Source organism: Shewanella electrodiphila (assembly GCF_023283985.1).
Taxonomy (GTDB): domain Bacteria; phylum Pseudomonadota; class Gammaproteobacteria; order Enterobacterales; family Shewanellaceae; genus Shewanella; species Shewanella electrodiphila.
In genome coordinates this window covers 48383-71197 of sequence record NZ_JAKIKU010000003.1, presented here as the reverse complement: position 1 = coordinate 71197, position 22815 = coordinate 48383, and the positions used below count along the sequence as shown (strand labels likewise).

Here is a 22815-nt window from a genome sequence, read left to right as displayed (position 1 = left end):
TATATGGAATATCAAGCACTAGGTAATACCGGTCTTAAATTATCTAAGTTGAGTTATGGTGCATCACCATTAGGTAGTGTATTTCGCAATATTAGTGAAGCAGAAGGCATTCGCACTGTTCATACAGCACTGGACTTAGGTATTAACCATATTGATGTATCACCTTATTATGGAGCTACGGTCGCTGAAACTGTTTTAGGTAAAGCATTAAAAGGGGTTAGCCGAGACAAATATATATTGTCTACTAAAGCGGGACGTTATGGTGCTGACTTTGCCGATTTTGATTTTTCCGAAAAACGTATTAGACAGAGTTTAGATGAAAGCCTAAATCGACTCGGTGTTGATGCCGTCGATATTTTGTATTTACATGATATTGAGTTTGGTGATTTTAATCAGATATTTAACGAATCGTTACCTTGTCTAGCAGCGCTAAAAAGTGAAGGGAAAATAGAGCACATTGGTGTTACTGGTTATCCCGTTAAGGTGTTTTCGGAAACGATAAAGCAATTTGATATCGACTGTATTTTGACGTATTGCCGCTACGCATTACATGACACTGGATTATCAGCAGTGATCCCAGATCTTGACACTAAAGGTGTCGGCATTATTAATGCTTCACCAACCGCAATGGGTATATTGACTCAAAGAGGCGCTGCTGATTGGCATCCAGCTTCTGCAGAGTTACAAGCGGCGGGTAAAAAGGCAATTGCATTGTGTAATGAAAGAGGCGTTGATATTACAGAAGTAGCACTGCAATATGCGATTGATCATCCATCAATTGTGTCTACCTTGGTCGGTACCGCAAACCCGCTAAATATTGAAAAAAATGTCCGCTGGGCTGAAAGTAAACCTGACAAAGAGTTAGTTGCAGCTTTGCTGGATATTTTTGCTGGAGTTGATAATACTTGGGCTTCAGGTCATAAAGCTAATCAAGATTAAGTAAATTGATTTCGATAAAAAGCCGGCTTAAGCCGGCTTTTTTGTTTTTATAATTAGGCATTTATCATGAAGGAATCGTTATCGAGATTAGCGTGTCATGACAATCCCGATAAACAGTGATTACAGCGATAAACTGTACTGACTTTGATAAAACAGAGATCACTATAAAGTGACCCCGTTTTTCCAAATAGCAATTTCGCGATTATCATTCAATTCGTTGTTGGTACATTTACCGGAGGCAACTTCAATGATGTAATCAAATAAGGATTGTGCGCATTGATCAATGCTGACGTTGGCGTCCAGTATTTGGCCTGCGTTAAAATCAATCCAATGCTTTTTACGAATGGCTAGCGCAGAGTTTGATGAGATTTTAATGGTCGGGACGGGAAAACCAAGTGGGGTTCCTCTTCCTGTAGTAAATAAAACAATATTTGCACCTGCAGCGGCTAAAGCCGTTGAAGAAACAGCATCATTACCAGGGCTTTGAAGCAGGGTAAGCCCCGGAGTTTGCGATGCAACTTCGCCATAACCTATTACTTCATTGATCACTGCTTGCCCGCCTTTTTGAATGGCACCTAATGACTTTTCTTCTAAGGTCGTTAAGCCTCCAGCTTTATTACCTGGCGAAGGATTCTCATAAATAGGTTGGTTGTTAGTGATGAAGTACTGTTTGAACTCGTCAACTAAATCTACTATTTGATCAAAAATATTGCTGTTTAAAGCGCGATCCATTAATACTTGCTCTGCGCCAAACATTTCAGGCGTCTCAGTGAGAATGACTCGGCCACCAAATTGAGTCAACATATCAGTAATCCTGCCTACAACAGGGTTTGCAGTTAGCCCACTAAAACCATCAGAACCACCGCATTTCATGCCTAGAGTCAGTTTGCTGACAGGCTGTGGAGATCGTTTATCAGTTGCTAACTCATTAAGTAAATCTTTTGCATAATCTAACCCTTGCTCAACTTCATCATCAACTTCTTGGGAGTTAAAAAACTTAATACGTTGTTTATCAAGACCGGTAGCATCACCGATGAGCTGCATTAATTGATTGTTTTCACAACCTAATCCAATAACAAGAACTGCACCTGCATTAGCATGCCCCAGTAAACTTCGAAGAATTTTTTGAGTATTAACCAAATCATCACCTAACTGAGAACAACCATAAGGGTGAGTGATGGCGATAAAATTATCAGCAGCTTCAGTGAACTGTTTTTTACATAAATCAGCGATTCTTTTCGCTGTTTGGTTTACACAACCAACAGTATTCACTATCCATAATTCATTTCGAATACCGACTAAACCGTTATGGCGTAAGTAACCATCAAAACTTGGGATATCTTTTAAACTCGGTTGTGATACAGGTTCTGATGAATAGTGATATGTCTCTGTACCATCAAGTTTGGTTTTACTGTTGTGGCTATGAATATGTTCGCCAGCTTGTATCGCGCTAGTTGTAATACCAATGGTGAAGCCATACTTTCTGATATCCTCAGCTATATCTAACGCAGATAAAGCAAATTTATGCCCCTTAGGTATGTCATTAAATAATGTAACTTGTTTATTATTGAAAGTGAATAACTCCCCTTGCTTAAGAGGTTCAATGGCAACGGCAACATTGTCTTCTGGGTGAACTTGAATATACCGTCTCAATGCTTTGTTGCGAGTAGGGCTAATTAAATCTTGCACGATACCACCTATTAATCCATCAATAAATTATAATGTTCATATATGAAATAATAACAGTTATTGAGCGAAGTGTAACTGGTTTTGTGTTACTTGATTAAAGTGTTTAATCTGTTCAATGTAAATCCTTGATATAGCCTCAATATAACTCGGTATGAGTAATACGAATAAGTAGATAAAAATATAAATATCAGACTGTACCGTCACATGTTAGTTTTAGTTGAGCCTTCATTTGCCGAAAAAGTATTATAAAATTGTTAGCGAGCAACATGACTATTTAGCTAAGTGGTTGGTTTGGCCACCACTTGCAACGTCGGAAGCGTTCTTCTTAAGCTGTATTGAAAAAGCACGGCTTGAATATTCACAAGGAAAAGGAATGGTTTGCGCCATGATTTATCAAGGTGAGTTAGTGGGTAATGTTGCGTTAATGAACATTGATAATGATTTGAAAGTTGGTGAGATTTGTTATTGGATAAGTCAAACCTATCAAGGAAAAGGCATTATCACACGCTCAGTGTCAAAAATGATTGATGTGAGTTTTACTGAATTTGATTTAGATAAGATACGCATTAAAGCTTGTGTGGAAAACACACCCAGTCGCCAAGTTTGTGAGCGGCTTAATATGCTTTTAGAAGGCATAACCCCCAAGCACGAAAACTTGCATGGAATAATGGTGGCACATGCAGTTTATGGTTTATCAAAAAAAGAGCAATAAAGTAATTCGTTCATTTAATCAGTTTTTATCGCCGTCGATTCTCGTTCTATCAGCACCGGAGTGTACTTTAGTGATGGCAGAATATCAGGGGAAGGGTGACTAGCATCTTGTGGTTGGCAGTCATCTACATTTACAGCAATATTCAGAGATAACTTGGCTGCATGGTGAGCCATAGTTTCGATTGGATATTGCAGTGTAGTAAGTTTTGGTCTTGAAAAGCGTGATAACAATACGTCATCACAGCCAATCACAGAAACATCTTTGGGCACTGAAAATCCATTATCTTCTAATGTGGATATAGCGCCAATTGCCATCGCATCGTTATAAACAAAAACGGCACTAAAAGGTGTGTTGGCAGCAAGAAGCTGTTGAGTCGCAGCTTCTCCACCCTGGAGTGTTGGTTCCGCATACACGACCAGTTTCTGATCAATATCTTGATTAGATTCTTTGAGTTGTTCGGTAAACCCTTTCAAACGTAAACTCGGATCTTCAATATCATAGTTACTTAAAATACAGGCAATATTCAAGTGCTTACAGTTGATTAGGCTTTTTGCCGCTATTTTTCCGCCTTCGATATTATCAAGCCAAATACAGCGATGTGCTATCTCTTCGATATAACGGTTTATCAATACAAAGTTAGGGTTATCGTTGAATAACTTAATAAGCGTTTCATTAGGTATTAACTTACTGTGAATAACAATCGACTCACACCGTTGCTGTAATAATAATTTGATAGCTTCTAGTTCAGAATCAGCACTGAGTTGACCTGTGCTGATTAATAATTGGGTGTTGTGCTGCCTTGCGACTTTATCAACGCTGTTAGCTAAAGCGGCAAAAAAGGGGTCTGCTACATCTGGGATCACTACGCCTATGGTGGATGATTTATTCGTTACTAGCGATCGTGCATTGATGTTTGGGCGATAACCCATGGTTTCAATTAAGTCTACAATACGCGCACGAGTTTCAGGGCCGACTTTAGGACCGTTATTGACGACTCTGGATACTGTCGCCACTGATACGTTAGCGGCTTTAGCAATATCTTTGATGGTTGCGTTAGACAATGAAACCTCTGAAACTTATAAAATTTTGGCTAAATTACTACTAAGAGCACAGGTTTTCAATGGTTTAATGGAATTTTTAAAGTTTTTAAAAAGCTATTGCCATTAAAAGGGTAAACGTTTAACCTTATTTGGGTTAGAGCAAGTAATAAGCGAAAATAATTCGAACAAACAATCAGGATAGCGACATGGAATTTGATCCGACTGAACATCCACATCGTCGATACAACCCACTTACCAATGAATGGGTTTTAGTATCGCCCCATAGAGCTAAAAGGCCTTGGCAAGGTCAAGTAGAAAAGCTCGATGAAACAGTGAAGCCAAGTTACGACGAAAATTGCTTCTTATGTTCAGGTAATACTCGAATTAATGGTGAAGTTAACCCGGCTTACACTGATACATTTGTATTCACCAACGATTTTGCAGCCTTAAAGCAAGACACGCCAGAGTTTACACAAGACGATCCTTTATTCCGTGTTGCAACAGAACAAGGCGAAAGCCGCGTGATCTGTTTTTCACCTGATCACAGCAAAACGCTGCCACAATTATCAGTAGATGCAATTACTAAGGTTGTTCAGACCTGGCAGCAACAAACACATGAACTGAGTCAGCAATATACTTGGGTACAAGTGTTTGAAAACAAGGGCGCGGTAATGGGGTGTTCAAACCCGCATCCACATGGGCAAGTTTGGGCTCAAAACCAGTTACCAACACTGATTCAAAAGAAGCAGACGGCATTAACTGAGTATTATCAAACTCAGCAATCAACTTTACTTGAAGATTATGCTGCGCGTGAGCTCGATAATCAGCAGCGTGTCGTCGTCTCTAATGATGATTGGCTTGTTGTTGTTCCTTATTGGGCAGCATGGCCTTTTGAAACGTTATTACTGCCGCGCTTTTCAATTCAAAGAATGACTGACCTTACAGCTGAACAGCAAGAATCACTCGCAGACATTTTGCAACAAATTACCATTCGTTATGACAATTTATTCAATTGTTCATTCCCTTATTCAATGGGTTGGCATGGTGCTCCTTTTGATGGTGAAGCGCATCCTGAGTGGACATTGCATGCCAGCTTCTTTCCACCGCTGTTACGTTCTGCCACAGTGCGTAAATTTATGGTGGGTTATGAAATGATGGCAGAAGCTCAACGCGATTTAACCGCTGAACAAGCGGCACATCGATTACGTGATGCAGCATCAGTACATTATAAAAGTGTGTAAATAGCTTTATAAGTTGTTATACAAATTTTAGATACCCAGATAGAGAGTTTCCTCATGACTAAAACACTTATTAACTCAGTGAAACACACTTTTAAAAACCATTTTGGCTTCGAAGCTAGTCATCTTATACAAGCTCCTGGTCGTGTTAATTTAATTGGCGAACACACTGACTATAACGATGGTTTTGTATTACCAAGCGCGATTAACTATGCCGCCGTTGTTGCCGCCAGTCCTCGTAATGATAATGTCGTCCGTGTTGTATCGGTAGATTATGACAATGCCATCGATGAATTTGAAATTAATACTGACATAGAACACGCAGAACATGATTGGGCTAACTATATCCGCGGAGTGGTCAAGCATCTTAAGTTAAGAGGTTATCAGTTCTCAGGCGCAAATATTGCTGTTACAGGCAATGTGCCACAAGGTGCGGGGTTAAGTTCATCTGCAGCGCTTGAAGTGGTTATTGGTCAGAGTTTCAAAGCACTATATAACTTAACCATTACTCAGCAAGAAATTGCCCTTAATGGTCAAGAAGCTGAAAATAAGTTTGTCGGTTGTCATTGCGGCATCATGGATCAACTGATTTCTGCTGAAGCGAAGAAAGACCATGCTTTATTAATTGATTGCCGTTCGTTAACAACAACGCCAGTATCTTTACCTGACAATATGCGCATTCTTATTGTAAATTCAAATAAGAAACGTGGTTTGGTGGACAGTGAATACAATACTCGTCGAGAGCAATGTGAAGCAGCGGCGGCATTTTTTAAAGTACCTGCGCTACGTGATATTGATATTTCAACGTTTGATGATAAAGAAGCGGGGCTTGATGCGATAACAGCGAAACGAGCACGCCATGTTATTACTGAAAATCAACGTACTCTCGATGCGGCTAACGCAATGCACACCGGCGATATCTATACGTTACAACGTTTGATGGCTGATTCTCATGCTTCTATGCGTGATGATTTTGAAATTACCGTTCCTGAAATAGATTATTTGGTGGACATCATTAAACAAGAGATTGGCGAATTAGGTGGTGTGCGAATGACCGGTGGTGGTTTTGGTGGTTGTGTTGTTTCAATCGTGCCCAATGAGTTAATTGATCAAGTTATTGCCGCTGTTGAAGCTAAATATCAAAAACAAACCAATTTACAAGCCACAGTATTTATATGTAGCGCTGAAGAAGGCGCTAAGCAGATCAATGCTGTTTAGCCTTTATTTCAACTGTTGTAATCGATTTAGTTTCAGATTTAAGTTCGTGTGGTTTAGCTAGATAGCGTTTTGTGTGATTCATTCATATATGACTATTTCATTAGTCAGCTTTAAAGATTTAGGTCGTCCTTTAACTCCTACATATCCTGTGTAGGAGTTTTTTTTGATTTTTTAGTCCGTTCTATATGTATATGTTATGAAATCACTTGGTTTTTAAGCTATTCATTTTTTATTTTCTTACCAAACCCGGTAATCCCAGCGCTGGCTAAAATAGGAATAACGTTCATAAATTTCACATTCTAAAATAACTGTATATTTATACAGTATTATAGTCCTCCCCGTAAAATTGGCAATAATTTCCGTTTATTTGTATTCGATTTGAACAATCTGTTGGTTATTTATTCGAAGATAGCGTTGAGGCTTCTTAAAAAGAACCATCATGAATTGAATAAGTTAATTGGTTGTTCAGCTTAGGTTTAGCAAAAGTAGGTAAAATAGCTATCAAGTTAGCTAATTCAGTAAAGCGGTATGTAATGTAAAAAATCTTTGGAACTAACTGGCGCAAAAAGGTAACTAACAAATGATGAAAGTCGTTATCTTAGTACAAGTTAACTACAACACTGGCTTACTCGCATCGACGTAAAAGGTATACGAAATATGAAAAAATTAATCATGGTCGCAATGTTTGCTTTCTTTTCTGTGGCAGCTAATGCCAGCTATTCAACGCAGCAGTCAGTTGTAATCCAAATCGATCAAGCTAGGGCTAACATAGAATCAGCCGTGAGTTGTTCTATCATTTATTCCCATACGCCAATGGCGACTGAAGCGGATTATTACAAAGGCATGGTTTACGAGAATTACTCAAACCTTGTTGAGCAATTAGTATTAACAGGGCAATCAGAACAACAGGCAAGACAAACGGCAATGGAGCAAGTTGTTTCACAAGCACAACACATGGAAAAATTGTTAAATGATGAAAGAGCAGGTGGTAAGGCGCAATTCACTCAGTTGCTTAAGCAAACCGCAGTTCAAAACCAATGCGTGCATTATGCTAATCTGTAAAGCTATCCATCAATAGAAACAAATCATAATATAGGCTTGCCGAAACAGGCATTTAGAAACAATCACTTAAAAATTGCCGCTTATAAATAGATAGTTGAAATATACAGAACAATAAATCATCGTTATGTGCAAATAATAAGCATATAACGATGACCGGGCATCTAAATCTAAAGCCTCGTTAATATCTCGTTTTACTAAATCATTATACTCTCTATTTTACAAAAGCTTAGAATATATACTGCAACATTATGTTCTATTTTGTATTTTTAGGTGGTCCTGTCGGGGCTTCATTAGCCGTGATATAACCATCTTTATTTTTATCAAAATGATTAAATCGTTTTGTACTTGCTTGAAACTCTGATGCCGATACTTTTCCGTCGCCATTTTTATCAAATCGTTTAATGAATTTATTATGTGGAGAACTGTTTTTGTTATGGGTCATTTTATGAGTTTTGATGTCTGAACTTGTACTCATGCTTGTATTTGTAGTATCAACTATCGCCGAAGAGCTATTTGAATATTGATACACTTGTTCAGCTTGGTATTGGTGACTTGCTTCAGTGGCAAGCTCAATATTACCAGCCCTTACGCTACGCACATAGTTATCAACTCGAATGTAATCGCCTTGTGGCCCACGGGACATGGGTTTACCCGTTTTAGGATCACTGCGCTGAGAACCCGCACCGTGAACATCCATTGTATTACCGCGCATTACGCCCAAAGCTTTACCGAAAGCAACATAAACAGCGCCAGATGCAGGCACTGGCCCATCAAGATGAGTGGTGGAGCTCCAATAATAAGGATAATCTTTATCGCCAGCTTCATTTGTTATTGCTGTTGTTGAGAAAATAGGGGCAATTGCAGCTGAGTGGCTGGTTTCGGGTGAACGACTATAATCCAAAATACTTTGCAATTCTTTTGCATTGGGTAAGCGCCAATCGCTATGGCCTGCTAATGTGAGGTTTTCTGAATACTGCAATGCTTCTTGCCAATTCAGACCTTGCTTGCTGTCATCTTGTTGCCAGATTAAGCCTGTGGCTAAATCTGTAATGGTGCCATCATTATTGTCAACGAAATTATTTTTACCATAAGCTTCATTGCCTCTAACGAATCTAAAGTACATTTTATTCGCAGATTTTGTGCGAGGATTATACTTTGGATAACCTTTAATTCGGCCATCAACAAAGTTTACGCCAAAAATCGTCTGATCATTTTTCATTGTCTTGCCAACATATTCAGTACTAGACCATGTTTGAGCATCAATTTCTCGTTCACCAGCTTGAGTATTACCAATGGGTTGACTAAAAAAGTGGGTGTCGATGAAAGGAGTAAGGGCTTTTTGCCCTTTAACGCTGCCTGAAAATTGAATAAGCGAGTAGAGCTCTTTAATCGTAGGGACCCGCCAGTCACCATAACCAGCCAATTTTAAACTGGATATTTTTTGTAATGCCTGATCATAGGTAAGTTTTTCACCCATTTGTTGTTGCCACATTAAGCCGGTTACATTATCTGTAATCGTGCCATTATTATTGTCTGTATATGATGGAGGATTAGAGCGATAGTTTGCATCCTGGCCATAAAAGCTATTGGCCTTGTCAGGTAATGGCATTGCGGCATTATTGCTGTAGGATATTCTTTGCCCTGTATCGACAATTGGGTAACCTGTTATATAAAATGATGAATTAGCTAAATCTGTTGCATATGCAGAAGCTGCTAGCAATGAAATAAACACTGAAACTCCAAGAATTCGCTTTTTCATAAAATACCTATTTTTAAAAACCATCTAATAAAAACCTATCTAGTAAACATTATGCATAACAACTTAATGGTAGTTATGTTTTTACTCAGGTTTAATCGAGTCGTGATTAATGCCTTATCGCTAATTAAAATAGCAATAATAAAGCCAACAAAAATAAACTTTACTTAACTTTAAATACGTTTCATGAGTATTTTATCTATCGATTTTAACTGGATGTTTGTAGCACTAGGTTGGCGATACATTAGGCTTAGCAGAACTACAATTTATGCGGTTGACATGTTAACAGTATAATTTACTTAGCTTTACATGTTACTCATTATTGTTTACATGCGTATGTGTATAATTTAATTACAATAACTCAGAAAATAAGTATAAAGATGCATAGTAAAGTTAGAGTAATAAATCTGTCACTTGTGATGATATTTTTTTCATTCTCTCTTATTGGCTGTGGTTCAGGAGATTCTGATTCTGCCGCTGTAGAATTACCAAATAACACGATTCCTATTGCGAACCCTGGCGATGATCAAATGGTAATGACTGGTGAGTTGGTTACCCTTGATGCAAGTGCTAGTACAGATCCAGATGGTGACACGTTAACCTACAACTGGATCATCACTTCTGCCCCTAGCGGCATCGTAAGTTTATCTGATGCGTCGAGTTCAACACCCAATTTTATAGCGGATACCGATGGTGATTATGTTATTTCACTTACAGTCAACGATGGCACTGACAATAGTGAGGCTGCTACGGTCATTATAAGCAGTTCATCCACCAGTGCAGACAACACTTATACCATAGTAGATACCAATCAAAACATTTGTTATGACTCATCAACAGGCCAAGCTGAAACATGTGAAGGCAGCGGCTACGATGCTGATATTTCGGGAAATCAACCGAGTTTTACACTCAGTAATGATGGCACAACCGTTACCGATAATGTGACTGGCTTAATTTGGTTACAAAGCACCGATATTAATGCAGACGGCCAGGTAAATTACGATGACAAATTATATCAAAATGAAGCCGTTGAATATTGCGAAGCGCTCGATTTTGCAGACCGAGAAGACTGGCGTTTGCCCAGCGTAAAAGAAGCATATTCACTTATTCTATTCAGTGGTAAAGATGCGAGTAACTATCAAGGTACAGATACATCAACGCTTGTCCCTTTTATCGATCCTGTTTTTGATTGGGCATTTGGGGATTTAAATTCCGAGAATGATCGCATCATTGATGGTCAATATGCATCAACCACACTTTATGTCAGCAACACGATGTTTGGCGACCCAACCATGTTTGGTGTTAACTATGTTGACGGAAGAATTAAAGGCTACCCGACTGATACAAAGGAATATTATGTTCGCTGTGTTGCAGGTAATACAGACTATGGCGTTAATCAATTTGTTGATAATAACAATAAAACAGTGAGTGATAATGCAACAGGCTTAATGTGGCAGCAAAACGACACTGACTCGAACAATTGGGATGATGCAGTACAACAGTGCCAAACAGCTACAACAGCAAGCCAAACTGATTGGCGTCTGCCTAATGCAAAAGAACTACAAAGTATTGTTGATTACACTGTTTCGCCAGATACCCACAACCAGGCAGCTATAAACAGCATATTTAATAGTACCTCGTTTATGAATGAAGAAGGTGTTATTGATTGGGGCTACTACTGGGCGTCAACGACACACGTTGATAACGACGGAGACGGCAGTAATGCAGTCTACGTGTCATTTGGTCGAGCTTTAGGTTACATGCAAAGTACGATTTTAGATGTTCATGGCGCAGGCTCACAACGAAGTAACGATAAACTTGATGTTGCTAGTGAACCTGGCGCAACATCAGCACAAGGAACAGACGGGGTGTTTTATTATAAAGGGCCTCAGGGTGATATCTTACGGAGTAATAATAAAGTCCGTTGTGTTCGAGATATCGAATCCAATAGCACTGATACCCAGCAGTTCACTTTATTCTCACCGTTAAAATCTACCGAAACTTACCTTATAAATGAACTTGGTGAAACTGTTCATAGTTGGCAAAGTGATTACCGCCCTGGATTATCAGTCTACCTTTTAGAAGATGGCACGTTATTACGCACTGGTACTAGCGATAATATCGATCCTGTTTTTGCTGACATGGCGGGCGGAACAGGTGGGATTATCGAAATACTGGATTGGGACAGTAATCCAGTATGGAGTACTAGTCTGTCAACTGATCAATATTTAAGTCATCACGATGTAGAAGTGTTACCCAATGGCAATATCCTTGCCATAGTTTGGGAAGCAAAAACTGCAGAGGAAGCCCTAGCACTAGGGCGAACACAAGTCGCTGATGATTCACTATGGGCTGGTGCGGTATATGAAATCTGCCGTGCTAGTAGCAGTAATCCTTGTATTGATGGAGATACAGTCTGGCGTTGGAGTGTTTGGGATCATATCGTGCAAAATGTTGATGAAGAAATTAGCAATACTTTTGTTTCAGACATAGCGGCGCACAGTGACAAAATTAACCTTAATTACTTTAATGGTGCCGGCGCTTCAGACTGGACCCATATTAATTCGGTAGATTACAACGTGGATACAGATCAAATTTTGTTAAGCGTGCATAACTTTAATGAATACTGGATTGTAAACCATCAAGATTCAACTCAAGGAATCGTTTCACGTATCGGTAATCCTGCTGCATATGAGAGTACAGGTGAACAAACATTGTTTGTACAGCATGACGCACAATGGATTGATGAAGGGCTTGCTGGGGCAGGCAATATCTTAGTCTTCAATAATGGGACTAACAGACCCGAAGGCGATTATTCATCAGTCGATGAGTTTTGTTCAGCAGAAAATGATTGTACTGAAGGTGAAATGCTCAGCAGTTATAGCGAAGGTGTGACTGGTGAGTTTTATGCATCGCGAATTTCAGGTGCACAAAGATTAACCAATGGTAATACGCTTGTGTGTGAAGGGACAGAAGGCCGTTTATTTGAGTACGACAACAACTTCAATATTACGTGGGAATATAACGTAGGCTCAGAAGTGTTCAGAGCAGTAAGATATGAATCAAGCTATGAAGGTTTAAGTCAATTAAACTAATTACACTGTCAATGACGCTTGCAATTTGCTCTTTATAAAAGCTCTTGGTGCAATCTTAAAGACAGCTTTAAAAAATTCTAATAACTAATAAATAATAACTAACAACAACCTATATTGTTTTCATATAGCAGAGGCTTAAGTTTAACAGGCTTGAATACGTGATTATGTCGATATAGGCAAGGGTAGTCACAGTCACTTACTTCTACAACATGGAACAGACGGAGTATTAAATTTGTCTGTCTCCATCATGTAAACAGCTTTACCTAACTCGCCATTGTAAAATAGTGTACTAAAAGAGAAGCAGCACAAAATATTTATTAACACACTCAATCTCTCATTAGCTTTAATGCCTGTGTATTCACGCAGGTATCATTTATTTCTTTAAATTTGCGCCATTTTATTTCTCGTTATGTAATCAATAAAATTCTCGGTTTTAGATTATGAGAACTTAACGTATTGATATGTAGCGTAATTTAAGAACTCTGCGGATTTTTTATCGAGAATAAAGATTCTCGTTAAAATTTATTCTCTGTTTTATCTACCCAAAAGGATAATTGTTTCAAGGTTACTAAGCTGATAACTTGCTAAAAATATTGATAATTTAGGTATATTAGCGATATATATTGCGTTGAATAGCTAAGGATGTTTTTCAGAATTATGCTAATAAGCCTGTTAGTCGGCATGCTAATTTAAGTTCCGCATGTATTAGTTTTAAATAATTGAATATAACGGAATTATAATGCAAGTTACATATAGGAAAGCGGAAGATCAATATCAAATAAGAGAAAGAATGTTTAATAAAATGAAAATACTTAAAATCATAACTTTAATGTTTATAACTGTAGCCATTGTTATTGTCCTTTCTTATGAAAAAATTATCACCAGTGTATTGTTGCCTCAGTATATAGACTGGGCATATGAGGTAGATCGAAAAGGGCAGGAAATAGGCGTCTCCTTAGATAAAAAAGAGTTGTTGCTCGCGGCTGAAATTGGAATCGTACATCCAGAAAAAGTAAGAATTGTTTATGTTAATGAAGTACCTTTCCCTTATGAAAACTTCGCATTGAAGGTTTTTGGTGAAGCGGTTGGGATTGTTGGTGAAGGAATAATAAACAATGCTCAAGTTTTCGGTTATTCAATATACGCTCGTAAAGACTTTGAGTTAAATAGGACGAGACTAGCTCATGAATTGGTTCATGTACTACAAATAGAAAGAGCCAGCTTGGATGTAGTAGTAAGCCAGCATTTTTCTGATATGTCGAAATACGAATACGATAAAGCACCGTTAGAAATGGAAGCATTTGAAGCTAATAAAAAATACAGTGAAAACTGGTAGCTAAAATAATTTTTTGGGAAATTAAATAAAAATAGTAACTAGCAAGCATCTGCTCCATATGTGAAGAGTTATTACTTCTGTTTTATAACGGGGATTAAATGAATAAGTTAAAAACTTCAAGGGTAATAATAGCTATACCATTTTTTATTATTGGTACTGGTTCTGTCGTCAGTGCTTTCTGGCTTGTTATTGGCAGACTGTTGGAAGGAATGATGTGGAAAGAAGATGATAGTTTTGTTATTGGTGCGATGATCGTGTTAATACTATTTGGAAGCTCTTTTATAAGCTTTGGAAAAGATGCCTTATATAAGGGACATTCTGAAAAGTCTAAACGCTTAATAGGACCAACTATTTTCTATGCCATTGGTGTAATTATTTTAATTCCAGGAGTATGGTCATTCTTTGCAGGTTCTCAACAAGCACTAATGATATCACTGCTTGGCATAGCTTCAATTATCTATGGTCTTCGTTTGTCACATAAAGTAAAAAAAGAAAAAGTAAAAATTATCTCAAACGAGGTTTAACAGCAATCAAACACAGACCAAGTTGTTTAAAAGGAGTATCACAATGAAGATTGGCGTTTCACTAGCAATTCTATTACTTACTTTTTCTAATTCAGTTGTCGCTGATTGTAAATCTGAAATTGCTGATAGACTCGAAGCAGATTTGAATTTAACTTATCAGAAATTTGATCAAACAAATGATTCAGGTTTTAGGTTGTTAGAAGCGTCAGGTTGTTATGCTGAAGCAGCAAGTTTAATTAAAGCCTTCATCAAACATAATAATTCAAAAGAGAATGCTTTAATCTGGCACCTTGCTCAAATGGAAGGCTTTGCTGGTAATTATGAACAAGCAATCACACACGCAAAAAGCGTTTTAATAGACAACGAAGACTTATCTAATTTTCCAATGCATTGGAATGACTTTGTGTTGGGGAATATAGCTTTTTGGTCAAAAAATGAACAGAGCTTAAAAAAGCATATCGATAATATTCAGATAAACTCTGGATTTAAACCAAATAAAATAAATTTAAAATACCTAAGTAAGTTGCTTGCTAACTTCGATAGCAGTTATAGAGAAGCCCTTTTGTAATGTAATGCAGCAAGTTATTAAAACAGCTTAAAAATAGCGGGTTAGGCTTCATCCCTCTGAACTTTGGAACCAACTATTTTTAGCATCTTCATGTGGCATAAGGTTTTAACCAGCCTTATTTATAAGTATATATTTGTGAATAAATCATATTAATTGAATTAGCTACATCTTTAATTCCTTGCAGTGATGCAAGATTACTTGTCGTATCGTAAGCAGCAAAACATAACCAGCTCAAAAGGAAGTACTATGATTAAATCAGTTGTTATTAGTATTGTATTAATGCTCTTTTTACAATCTTTGGCTTACGGAAAAACACTCATGACAGTTAGCGATAAACTAAATCAGCGTATTGAGTATTATGTTGAAGAGGATAATTTTCAAGGTGCTGTTCTTGTAGCCAAACAAGGTAAAATCCTATTTAAGAAAGCATACGGCTATGCAGATATCGAAAAAGAAATGCCAAATACAACGCGCCATCAGTTTCTTATTGGCTCAATGACTAAATCATTAACCGCAGTTGCTGTAATGCGTTTGGTAGAACAAAACAAACTTGATTTACATGTTCCTATTACCACATATATTCCAAAACTTGATAGTAAACTGGCGAGCGGTGTTAGCTTGCACCACTTACTGAAACATCAATCTGGATTTACTCGCCACTTAGAGCACCTTGCAAGCTTTGAAGAAAAAGATATCACGTCTAGTGAAATCCTCAATATTATCAACACATCAGAACAATCATTCGAAGCTGGAACACAATACGAATACGGAAACCTAAATTATCACCTTGCTGCAATCATCATTGAAAATATTACGGGAAAAAACTACGCAGAGGCAATGAAAGCTCTAGTTTTTGCGCCATTAAATATGCAGCAATCTGGTGTTGAACGTATTGCTAATCCAGCCAAAAACCGTGCTAATGGTTATCGAAAAAATGTGTTTGGTATCAATAGAGATGAAAATATTGTTTCCTATGCCCTCGGTTCAGGTGATATTTACTCAACCGTAGAAGACTTATTAAAGTGGGAGCAAGCTCTCTATACGACAAGCTTTTTATCACAACAAAGTCTCGACTTGATATTCAATGGGGAGAGTAAAGCTTTTGGTTATTACGGTTATGGTTTTAGAATCAGAGAATATCAACGAAGTAGCAAACATAATACACTTGGTAAATTAACCCGTCACGGTGGTTCAATGGATGGCTTTTCATCAAATTTACATCGTTATACAGATGACCAACTTACTGTAATTATTCTGGCAAACGTTCGGAAATTTCCAATTCGTACTCTAACCTTTGAACTAAAAGAAATAACTCTTGGTGCAGATAGCATGCAAAGAAGTAGAGCGTCATTTGAATAACATAAGCAGATAATCTAGAAAGATGGGATGGACTGTTGTGACTTATGAGCAGGAACTTAGAAGTTACTCTAACGTGAAAAACATAATAAGTTAACAACTGATTCTAATTGATAAATCACAGTTTGTTTTCTTCTTGGTTGCTATTTTTTGCAAACATTTTTTACGAATTAACAGGGTGTTAGCTACTAAATTACACATCAGAGGTCAGCATGAATATAAAATTTAGCGACGCTTTAGATCTATTTGAACTCGTCAATTTTGGTGCTCCTTTTGATCACGAGGGCTACATTTGTAAAGAATCAGGTAAAACATATTTTTATTCTGAGTTTGGTGATAATGAAGAAGAATTACCAGCCGATATTAATGATGAAAAATACTTGGCAATCCCTCATAAAACAGAATTAAACCTTGGTAATAATCTCGCTTTCGATTTTACGCTAGAACACTTACCTACAGAATATGAAAATGTACGTTCAATCTTTAATCGTAAAGGTGCTTATGCAAAGTTCAAAACGTTACTAGAGAGCGCTGATAAAATTGAAGAATGGTATAAATATGAATTAAAACGTACTGAGGAAGCACTACAAGAATGGTGCGCAGAACAAGGTGTTACACAAATATCAGCTAATAAACTGTCAATCAACAGGTAAATATCTGATTTTTAGAATCTTTAGGTGTTTAGTTTACTTTATTTCGTGCTCTTAACGCGCGTTAGTTTACAAAAAGGGTTTTAGTGGTGTTTGAAAGTATTGCGATCTATTCAGGGTTAATTGCAACAGTTTGGATTTTCATGGGTGTATACGTAGTAAGCAGATTTTACGATGGTTACAATCATTCTAAACAATTTTGCAGTGAATTAGGGGCAACTGGTAGCCCAACAGAAAAATTGTCTCCCATAATCAACAATTATCCTCTTGGTTTTCTATTTTGCTTTTTCGGTTGGTATCTGGCGCAACTCTCAAATGTATCAATCTTAGTTAATGTGGCTGGTGGGTTGGTAATAGTTCATGGCATTGGTACTTGGATTGCAGGTTACTTTCCTATGGACGCTGATCCATTTACTAAGAATCCAACTTTTAATTGTAAGGTACATTCTTGGGCCGGTTTCATTATGTTACTTTCGTTAGTTGTAGCACCAGTCTTAGTTGCTATAAGTCCAACAACAATAATGATCCCTCTATATTTCCGTATTTTTTCAGTTGTTTCTGTTATCGCTGCTATTTATTATCTATTCGCTATGGCAAAAGCCTTAAAATCTCAAAGTAACCCTGGCATTCATCAACGTATGTCTTATGGTATTCAACTCATGTGGTTAAGTTGTTTTTCATTAGTATTGGTGTAATTGTGAATTAACAAGGTCATTAATCTAAAAATCTACTGTACTGTTATTTTGTCTCATCATTTATTTCATAATAATTTTTCGATTATTGCTGCGTTTAACGTAGCGTTTTATTTTAAGGAGCACGCTTGACCGTCATTAGTCATCAATCAGCTGAACATTATACTTGGGGTAATCAATGTGATGGTTGGCACCTTGTAAAATCAGATAGCTTAAGTGTAATCCAGGAAAGAGTTCCTGCGGGTTGTGCCGAGTCTCGCCATTTCCATGTTAAAGCTGAGCAATTCTTTTTTATATTATCCGGTATTGCAACCATGGAACTTGAGGGGGAAACTTTTAGGTTATCCCCAAATGAGGGGATACATATTCCTGCAGGTTCAAGACATCAATTGAGCAACCAACACGATCTTGATTTAGTCTTTACAGTCACTTCGACGCCACCGAGTCATGGTGACCGAATTGAAATATAATGAGGCTAGGTATCAGTGCAAGTGTAGGTTGGAAGGTTATAATGAAAAACTTGAATGACATTGTGACTCTTTATCATAAAGAGCTGCGCAAAGGCGATATATTAGTTGCGTATAACGAGTTGGTGAAATTTGTAATGAACACCAGAACGGAACTAGTAAAAGATTTAGAACACCAATACTCTTTTACAAAAATTCGCCATGGCTACATGGATTTCACATATTTTTATTACACCAATGATTTTTTAAAGCGTAAAAATTTAAAATTTGCTCTTGTGTTAAATCACTTAGAAATGAGATTCGAGGTTTGGCTGTTAGGAAATACTATTCCAGTTCAAAAAGAATACTGGAACTGGTTAAAATCAACAAAGTGGAATAAAAAGAACAGTGAAATGCCTCAATACTCAATTATTGAGGCTGTAATTATCAATAAACCAGATTTTAATAACCTAAAATTACTATCCGAAAATATTCAGAAGAATATGATTCAAGTAACGGATGAAATCATAGCGTTATTGCAAGTACAAGCATCTAGCAAGGCTTAATGCAATGAAGCAACAATCTTACGAGGTTGAAACCCACGGATAATCACGCCATTGACTTGTAAGAGGGGAATCGCTTGCCCACCTAATGCTTCATAGCGCTCATTAGCATCATAAGACTTTTCAATATCATAATCAGCAAACGCGATGTTATTGTCATTAAAGAACTGACGTGCATTCTTGCAGTAACCGCACCAGTCCGTTGAGTACATCACCACGACATTGTCGGCTGCAAAAGTGGGCTTGTTCGTGTTATTGGTTATGACATCCCAATTTTGATATAACGCATAAAGAACGATTAAAACGAATAACTTTTTCAATTTACACCTTCCGTGGAGTAATGAGTGGTTTAGAGAAATAACTTAGCGTCATTGAATCTGACAATAAGTTATTATCAATTTTTATGTTAAATTTAATTCGATGAGTTTTTATTTACTCAGATGAATGAGTTGAGTTCATTATTGTAAAAACTTGTGCTTATCATCAATCACACATTGCTCAATTGGCCTCGGATTATTATCACGATTCACAATCCAGCATTCGTCGTAAATAGAGCAGTAGCAAAGCTCTATCGAAATTAAATTATCCACTTTTAAAATATCATCAACTTTATTACCTTTGTACAGCACTGGCGTGATCGTCTTTTGCGCAGATAACACAGTTTTTCCTATGTGAGATTGCGTAACCTCTTCGAATACATTGATATCTCTCCATTGGGATAGATATTTTTTATCGTGTGTTACCTTAGCGTACTTGATGACCGCTGGTCCTGTACCATTGTTAGAAACAATATATCTAAATGAATCGTAACCATAGCCTCTAGCTATTTCAACACTGGGCCAAACTGAAGCTCTAGCGTATGCGCGATCGATTGCTGCAGAATAAATCGAGGTAAAAGTGGTCACAATGCCAATGACTAATGCAGAAAAAGCAACAATCATTTCAGGATTTTGATACCAAGGTTTTTTAGCCAATTGTTGAACGATGAGGTTGTCAATTTGCTGTTCTCTAGTAGCCTAACCTTTGCTCAGTCTCTGTTTGGTTGATTACTTGATCATTTACTTGAGAATTTGGCGGGATACCACTTTCCATGTTGGGAAATCCTATTGTGCATAATTGAATATTTTTATGGCTCGATGCTACCTATGTTAATAGCTTGTGACAAGTGTGTCTTGGTAAATTTAACCTAACTAAATGACACAGAATTAGTAAAATATCCAATTGAATCAGATGGGTGACAGTGTTCAAATTCGGCTGTGATACATTGTCTCATTGTGGAAGTTTATCATTGAGCCTTTAAGATATTTGAGAAAAATAGCTGAAATTAATAATAACTAGGCAGCATAATAAAATTTCATACTAGTGTTTTACCAGCATTAATTTCCACCATATTACCCCTCAAGTCGCATTAGCTGATCATCCCTGACTCCTTAAAACAGAAGCCCTGATGAACGGAATAATGTTGTTAGCTCACTGATAAAAAATAAATAGGGGTATAAAAGAAATTACCTGCAATCGTATGTAATTGAATATTATTAGTACAGTCGCTAGCTTAGTAAGTTAAGGGATTGCTAATTAAGATAAAAACATGCCAAAGCTAAACAGAATATTCGACCAATTAGCACTTAATAAACACAGCCAAACTAAAACAAGCTTTAATCAGCCACTACATTTGTTTAGAGGTTTAGCCATTATTGCAATTGTTGGCGCACATGCTTGGTCATTTATGATTTTTTGGACAGGGTCGTTAGACTCGATAGGACTTAAGGTTCTTTTTTCGATAACTGAAATGTTGTTTCATGGCTCAACGCTTTATTTTGCACTTATCTCTGGAATGCTATTTAGCATGGTATTAGCAAAACGCTCCTGGAAACAGTTTTATACGAACAAGTTATTACATGTAATTTTACCCTATATTGCAGTATCGGTATTTTACTTTTCGTTTTATGGGGGTTGGCAAAGCGAAATGCCTCAAAATGAATTTTTCATCAGTTTGTTGTTAGGAAAAGCGTCAATTCATTTGTGGTATATCCCCGTGTTAATGGTGCTATATCTATTAACGCCATTGTTATGGCAACTGGTTAGCAATCCTCAATATAAATGGCTTACATTGACCATTATGCTGATCCCTTTGGTCATTTCACGTAGTCCATTTCCTGACTTTATTAAGTTACAAACGTTTTTTTATTTTGCTGGTGCCTACACAACAGGCTTGTTCTTCGGCTGTCATTTTAAGCGAATTTTAGATTTGATTAATCTACACATCAAAAGCTTATTATTGTTATTAGTGGTGTTAAGTGTAGCGATTGTTGCTAGTTATTTTTTCGACTTTTACTATACTGGTTGGTTTTCTGTTAGGCAGTCATTAATCTATTTGCAAAAATTGATTATTACAGGTGTTGTGTTAGTTGGGTTGTATTTAGCAACAGAAAAACTTAAATCTGCAAAGACACCAAAGCAAATCTCATTCTTATCGTTGGTGACTGTGTTAGGTGATATGGCGTTTTCAGTTTATTTTTTACATGTATTTTTTATGGGCTGGATTATTTATGTAGCTCAAAATTGGCTAATAACTGACAGAAATACATTCGAAATAGGTTTATATGGGCTCGCTAGTTTAGTTGGCTCTATTTTGGCAAGTGTCTTACTTACACTCATATTTCAAAAAACATTCTCAAATAGCTCGAGAAAATTGATCGGTGCATGACCTAGGTAGCTGAGCAGATAGTATGAAATTATCACAGATTCGAAACACTAAAGTGTTAAGGATATAGTCGCTTTTTTATAATAGAACCTATCTGAGATAGGGGCTTGAAACTCAACGTTGGAATGTGCCTGATGAATTAATTAACGGTACCACAAGGAGCATCATTTCACTCCTTGTGGGTATGATTAAAATAACCTAAGCGTATTATTTTACTGTGTATCTTAATAATACTTCGTTATCGAGTACTACATTCGTTGACCAAATAAAACTGGCGCCAGCACCGCTAAATTTATCAATAAAGTTCATATACGCTCTTTTATTGTTTTCACCAATTTCATCTTCTGTGTATAGCGTTGCTTGTGGCCACAAACTTGAATCAAACTCTTTAGTCATCCAGTTATTCGGTGTCTGCCAATGAACAGCAAAAGCATCTTGTCCTTCATCAGTCCCTAGTGTACTGCATGTATTGGACATACGTTTACCTTTAGATTCTGTTAAACATGTCAAATCATAAATAGGCGAGGTATAAAAAGTTTGCGCTTGCCAATCTTCATTAGTGACAGTGCCGTCACTAAAACTTGCTATAAAACCGCCATCACCAGGGTGATAAGCTTTACCTCGATTCTTTTCTGTTCCCAATCCCAGATTTTCTTCCCAATCAATGACTTTAATTGCAATCGTATAGGGTGTACTAACTTTAAATTTAACCAGACTTGAATTAAATGGCGTAAAAGGAACGGTATCAACTGCGATCATTTTGCCGTTGATATATAGCTCAAAATAATTGTCAGCAAAAATATAGCCAGTAATTTCTTCCCCATCAGGGTCAACAACAACGAGTGGCACATCAGCTTGATTGACATCAGCAATACTGCTGTGAGTGATGCCTGCACATTGCTCATATAAATCGATTGCTTTTGGAGCTGTAGTAAAGTGGTTTGTAGCAGGAACAGTCCATACTTTACCTTTTGAATCGGAAATTTCTCCAATACCAGCCATGCGACTGCGTCCGCTTTTACATTCAAAAATATTCAGTTCAATTGTTTTAGCTAAGCCTTGGGTAATATTCCCTGAGCCCTTGTATTGACTGAGACCACTTAAAGAAGCTGCAGATAAATTAACACTTACCATAGCTAATAAAGATATTGATGAAAGTGTAGTTATTTTAAGGGGATTAAAGGTCATGTAACTTATCCTTGTTAATCATCATTCTGTTTATAGATT

The 22815-nt window shown here is 37.2% G+C and carries 21 protein-coding genes; 15 read left to right on the top strand and 6 right to left on the bottom strand.

The genetic code is table 11. The features are described from left to right. Positions 1–3: 3 nt before the first annotated feature. Positions 4–939 (top strand): aldo/keto reductase, encoded by a 936-nt coding sequence (locus L2737_RS06480; protein ID WP_248955191.1) that lies wholly within the window; start codon positions 4–6, stop codon positions 937–939. Positions 940–1101: 162 nt separating this feature from the next. Here the strand turns inward: L2737_RS06480 and L2737_RS06475 are convergent, their stop codons facing one another. Further along, positions 1102–2628, bottom strand: a complete 1527-nt coding sequence (locus L2737_RS06475) for a UxaA family hydrolase (protein WP_248955190.1) — start codon at positions 2626–2628, stop codon at positions 1102–1104. 229 nt (positions 2629–2857) lie between these two features. Here L2737_RS06475 and L2737_RS06470 point away from each other — a divergent pair, with 229 nt between their 5' ends. After that, positions 2858–3340 (top strand): GNAT family N-acetyltransferase, encoded by a 483-nt coding sequence (locus tag L2737_RS06470; RefSeq protein WP_248955189.1) that lies wholly within the window; start codon positions 2858–2860, stop codon positions 3338–3340. A 14-nt stretch (positions 3341–3354) separates the two neighbouring features. On the opposite strand, the gene L2737_RS06465 is transcribed toward L2737_RS06470, so the two are convergent. Beyond that, positions 3355–4401, bottom strand: a complete 1047-nt coding sequence (locus L2737_RS06465) for a LacI family DNA-binding transcriptional regulator (protein ID WP_248955188.1) — start codon at positions 4399–4401, stop codon at positions 3355–3357. A gap of 185 nt (positions 4402–4586) precedes the next feature. Here L2737_RS06465 and L2737_RS06460 point away from each other — a divergent pair, with 185 nt between their 5' ends. From L2737_RS06460 to L2737_RS06450, 3 genes are all read left to right on the top strand, one after another. Further along, positions 4587–5621: a UDP-glucose--hexose-1-phosphate uridylyltransferase gene (locus L2737_RS06460; protein WP_248955187.1), complete on the top strand. Its 1035-nt coding sequence runs from the start codon at positions 4587–4589 to the stop codon at positions 5619–5621. Between the two features lie 54 nt (positions 5622–5675). Continuing rightward, entirely contained in the window at positions 5676–6836 is a 1161-nt protein-coding gene (gene galK, locus L2737_RS06455; protein ID WP_248955186.1) for a galactokinase, read from the top strand. Positions 6837–7493: 657 nt separating this feature from the next. Beyond that, positions 7494–7898, top strand: coding sequence for a hypothetical protein (locus L2737_RS06450; RefSeq protein ID WP_229368721.1), 405 nt, complete (start codon positions 7494–7496; stop codon positions 7896–7898). Positions 7899–8151: 253 nt separating this feature from the next. Here L2737_RS06450 and L2737_RS06445 read toward each other — a convergent pair whose 3' ends face one another. Then, positions 8152–9657 carry an Lcl domain-containing protein gene (locus tag L2737_RS06445; protein WP_248955185.1) on the bottom strand — a complete coding sequence of 502 codons (1506 nt, stop codon included), beginning with the start codon at positions 9655–9657 and terminating at the stop codon, positions 8152–8154. A 377-nt stretch (positions 9658–10034) separates the two neighbouring features. On the opposite strand from L2737_RS06445, the gene L2737_RS06440 reads away from it, so the two are divergent. The 9 genes from L2737_RS06440 to L2737_RS06400 all read left to right on the top strand — a co-directional run bounded on the left by L2737_RS06440 (position 10035) and on the right by L2737_RS06400 (position 18887). Next, positions 10035–12749, top strand: a complete 2715-nt coding sequence (locus L2737_RS06440) for an Lcl domain-containing protein (RefSeq protein ID WP_248955184.1) — start codon at positions 10035–10037, stop codon at positions 12747–12749. A gap of 739 nt (positions 12750–13488) precedes the next feature. Beyond that, positions 13489–14085 carry a hypothetical protein gene (locus L2737_RS06435; protein ID WP_248955183.1) on the top strand — a complete coding sequence of 199 codons (597 nt, stop codon included), beginning with the start codon at positions 13489–13491 and terminating at the stop codon, positions 14083–14085. A 98-nt stretch (positions 14086–14183) separates the two neighbouring features. Further along, positions 14184–14609 (top strand): hypothetical protein, encoded by a 426-nt coding sequence (locus L2737_RS06430; protein ID WP_248955182.1) that lies wholly within the window; start codon positions 14184–14186, stop codon positions 14607–14609. A gap of 43 nt (positions 14610–14652) precedes the next feature. Beyond that, entirely contained in the window at positions 14653–15177 is a 525-nt protein-coding gene (locus L2737_RS06425) for a hypothetical protein (protein ID WP_248955181.1), read from the top strand. Positions 15178–15423: 246 nt separating this feature from the next. Beyond that, complete coding sequence (locus tag L2737_RS06420) at positions 15424–16536, top strand: serine hydrolase domain-containing protein (protein WP_248955180.1); 1113 nt, start codon at positions 15424–15426, stop codon at positions 16534–16536. Between the two features lie 209 nt (positions 16537–16745). Further along, positions 16746–17186 carry a UPF0158 family protein gene (locus L2737_RS06415; RefSeq protein WP_248955179.1) on the top strand — a complete coding sequence of 147 codons (441 nt, stop codon included), beginning with the start codon at positions 16746–16748 and terminating at the stop codon, positions 17184–17186. Positions 17187–17272: 86 nt separating this feature from the next. Further along, positions 17273–17878 (top strand): DUF998 domain-containing protein, encoded by a 606-nt coding sequence (locus L2737_RS06410; RefSeq protein ID WP_248955178.1) that lies wholly within the window; start codon positions 17273–17275, stop codon positions 17876–17878. Positions 17879–18003: 125 nt separating this feature from the next. Further along, positions 18004–18345: a cupin domain-containing protein gene (locus L2737_RS06405; RefSeq protein WP_248955177.1), complete on the top strand. Its 342-nt coding sequence runs from the start codon at positions 18004–18006 to the stop codon at positions 18343–18345. Between the two features lie 41 nt (positions 18346–18386). Further along, positions 18387–18887 (top strand): DUF7000 family protein, encoded by a 501-nt coding sequence (locus L2737_RS06400; RefSeq protein ID WP_248955176.1) that lies wholly within the window; start codon positions 18387–18389, stop codon positions 18885–18887. On the opposite strand, the gene L2737_RS06395 is transcribed toward L2737_RS06400, so the two are convergent. Both L2737_RS06395 and L2737_RS06390 read right to left on the bottom strand, forming a co-directional pair. After that, positions 18884–19204, bottom strand: coding sequence for a glutaredoxin family protein (locus L2737_RS06395; RefSeq protein ID WP_248955175.1), 321 nt, complete (start codon positions 19202–19204; stop codon positions 18884–18886). The two genes, L2737_RS06400 and L2737_RS06395, sit on opposite strands and share 4 nt — an antisense overlap. A 138-nt stretch (positions 19205–19342) precedes the next feature. After that, a complete protein-coding gene (locus tag L2737_RS06390; RefSeq protein ID WP_248955174.1) occupies positions 19343–19858 on the bottom strand; it encodes a hypothetical protein in 516 nt (171 codons plus the stop codon). A 614-nt stretch (positions 19859–20472) separates the two neighbouring features. Between L2737_RS06390 and L2737_RS06385 the strand changes: the two genes are divergently transcribed. Continuing rightward, a complete protein-coding gene (locus L2737_RS06385) occupies positions 20473–21591 on the top strand; it encodes an acyltransferase family protein (protein ID WP_248955173.1) in 1119 nt (372 codons plus the stop codon). Between the two features lie 204 nt (positions 21592–21795). Here the strand turns inward: L2737_RS06385 and L2737_RS06380 are convergent, their stop codons facing one another. After that, positions 21796–22776, bottom strand: coding sequence for a hypothetical protein (locus L2737_RS06380; RefSeq protein WP_248955172.1), 981 nt, complete (start codon positions 22774–22776; stop codon positions 21796–21798). Positions 22777–22815: the final 39 nt, after the last annotated feature.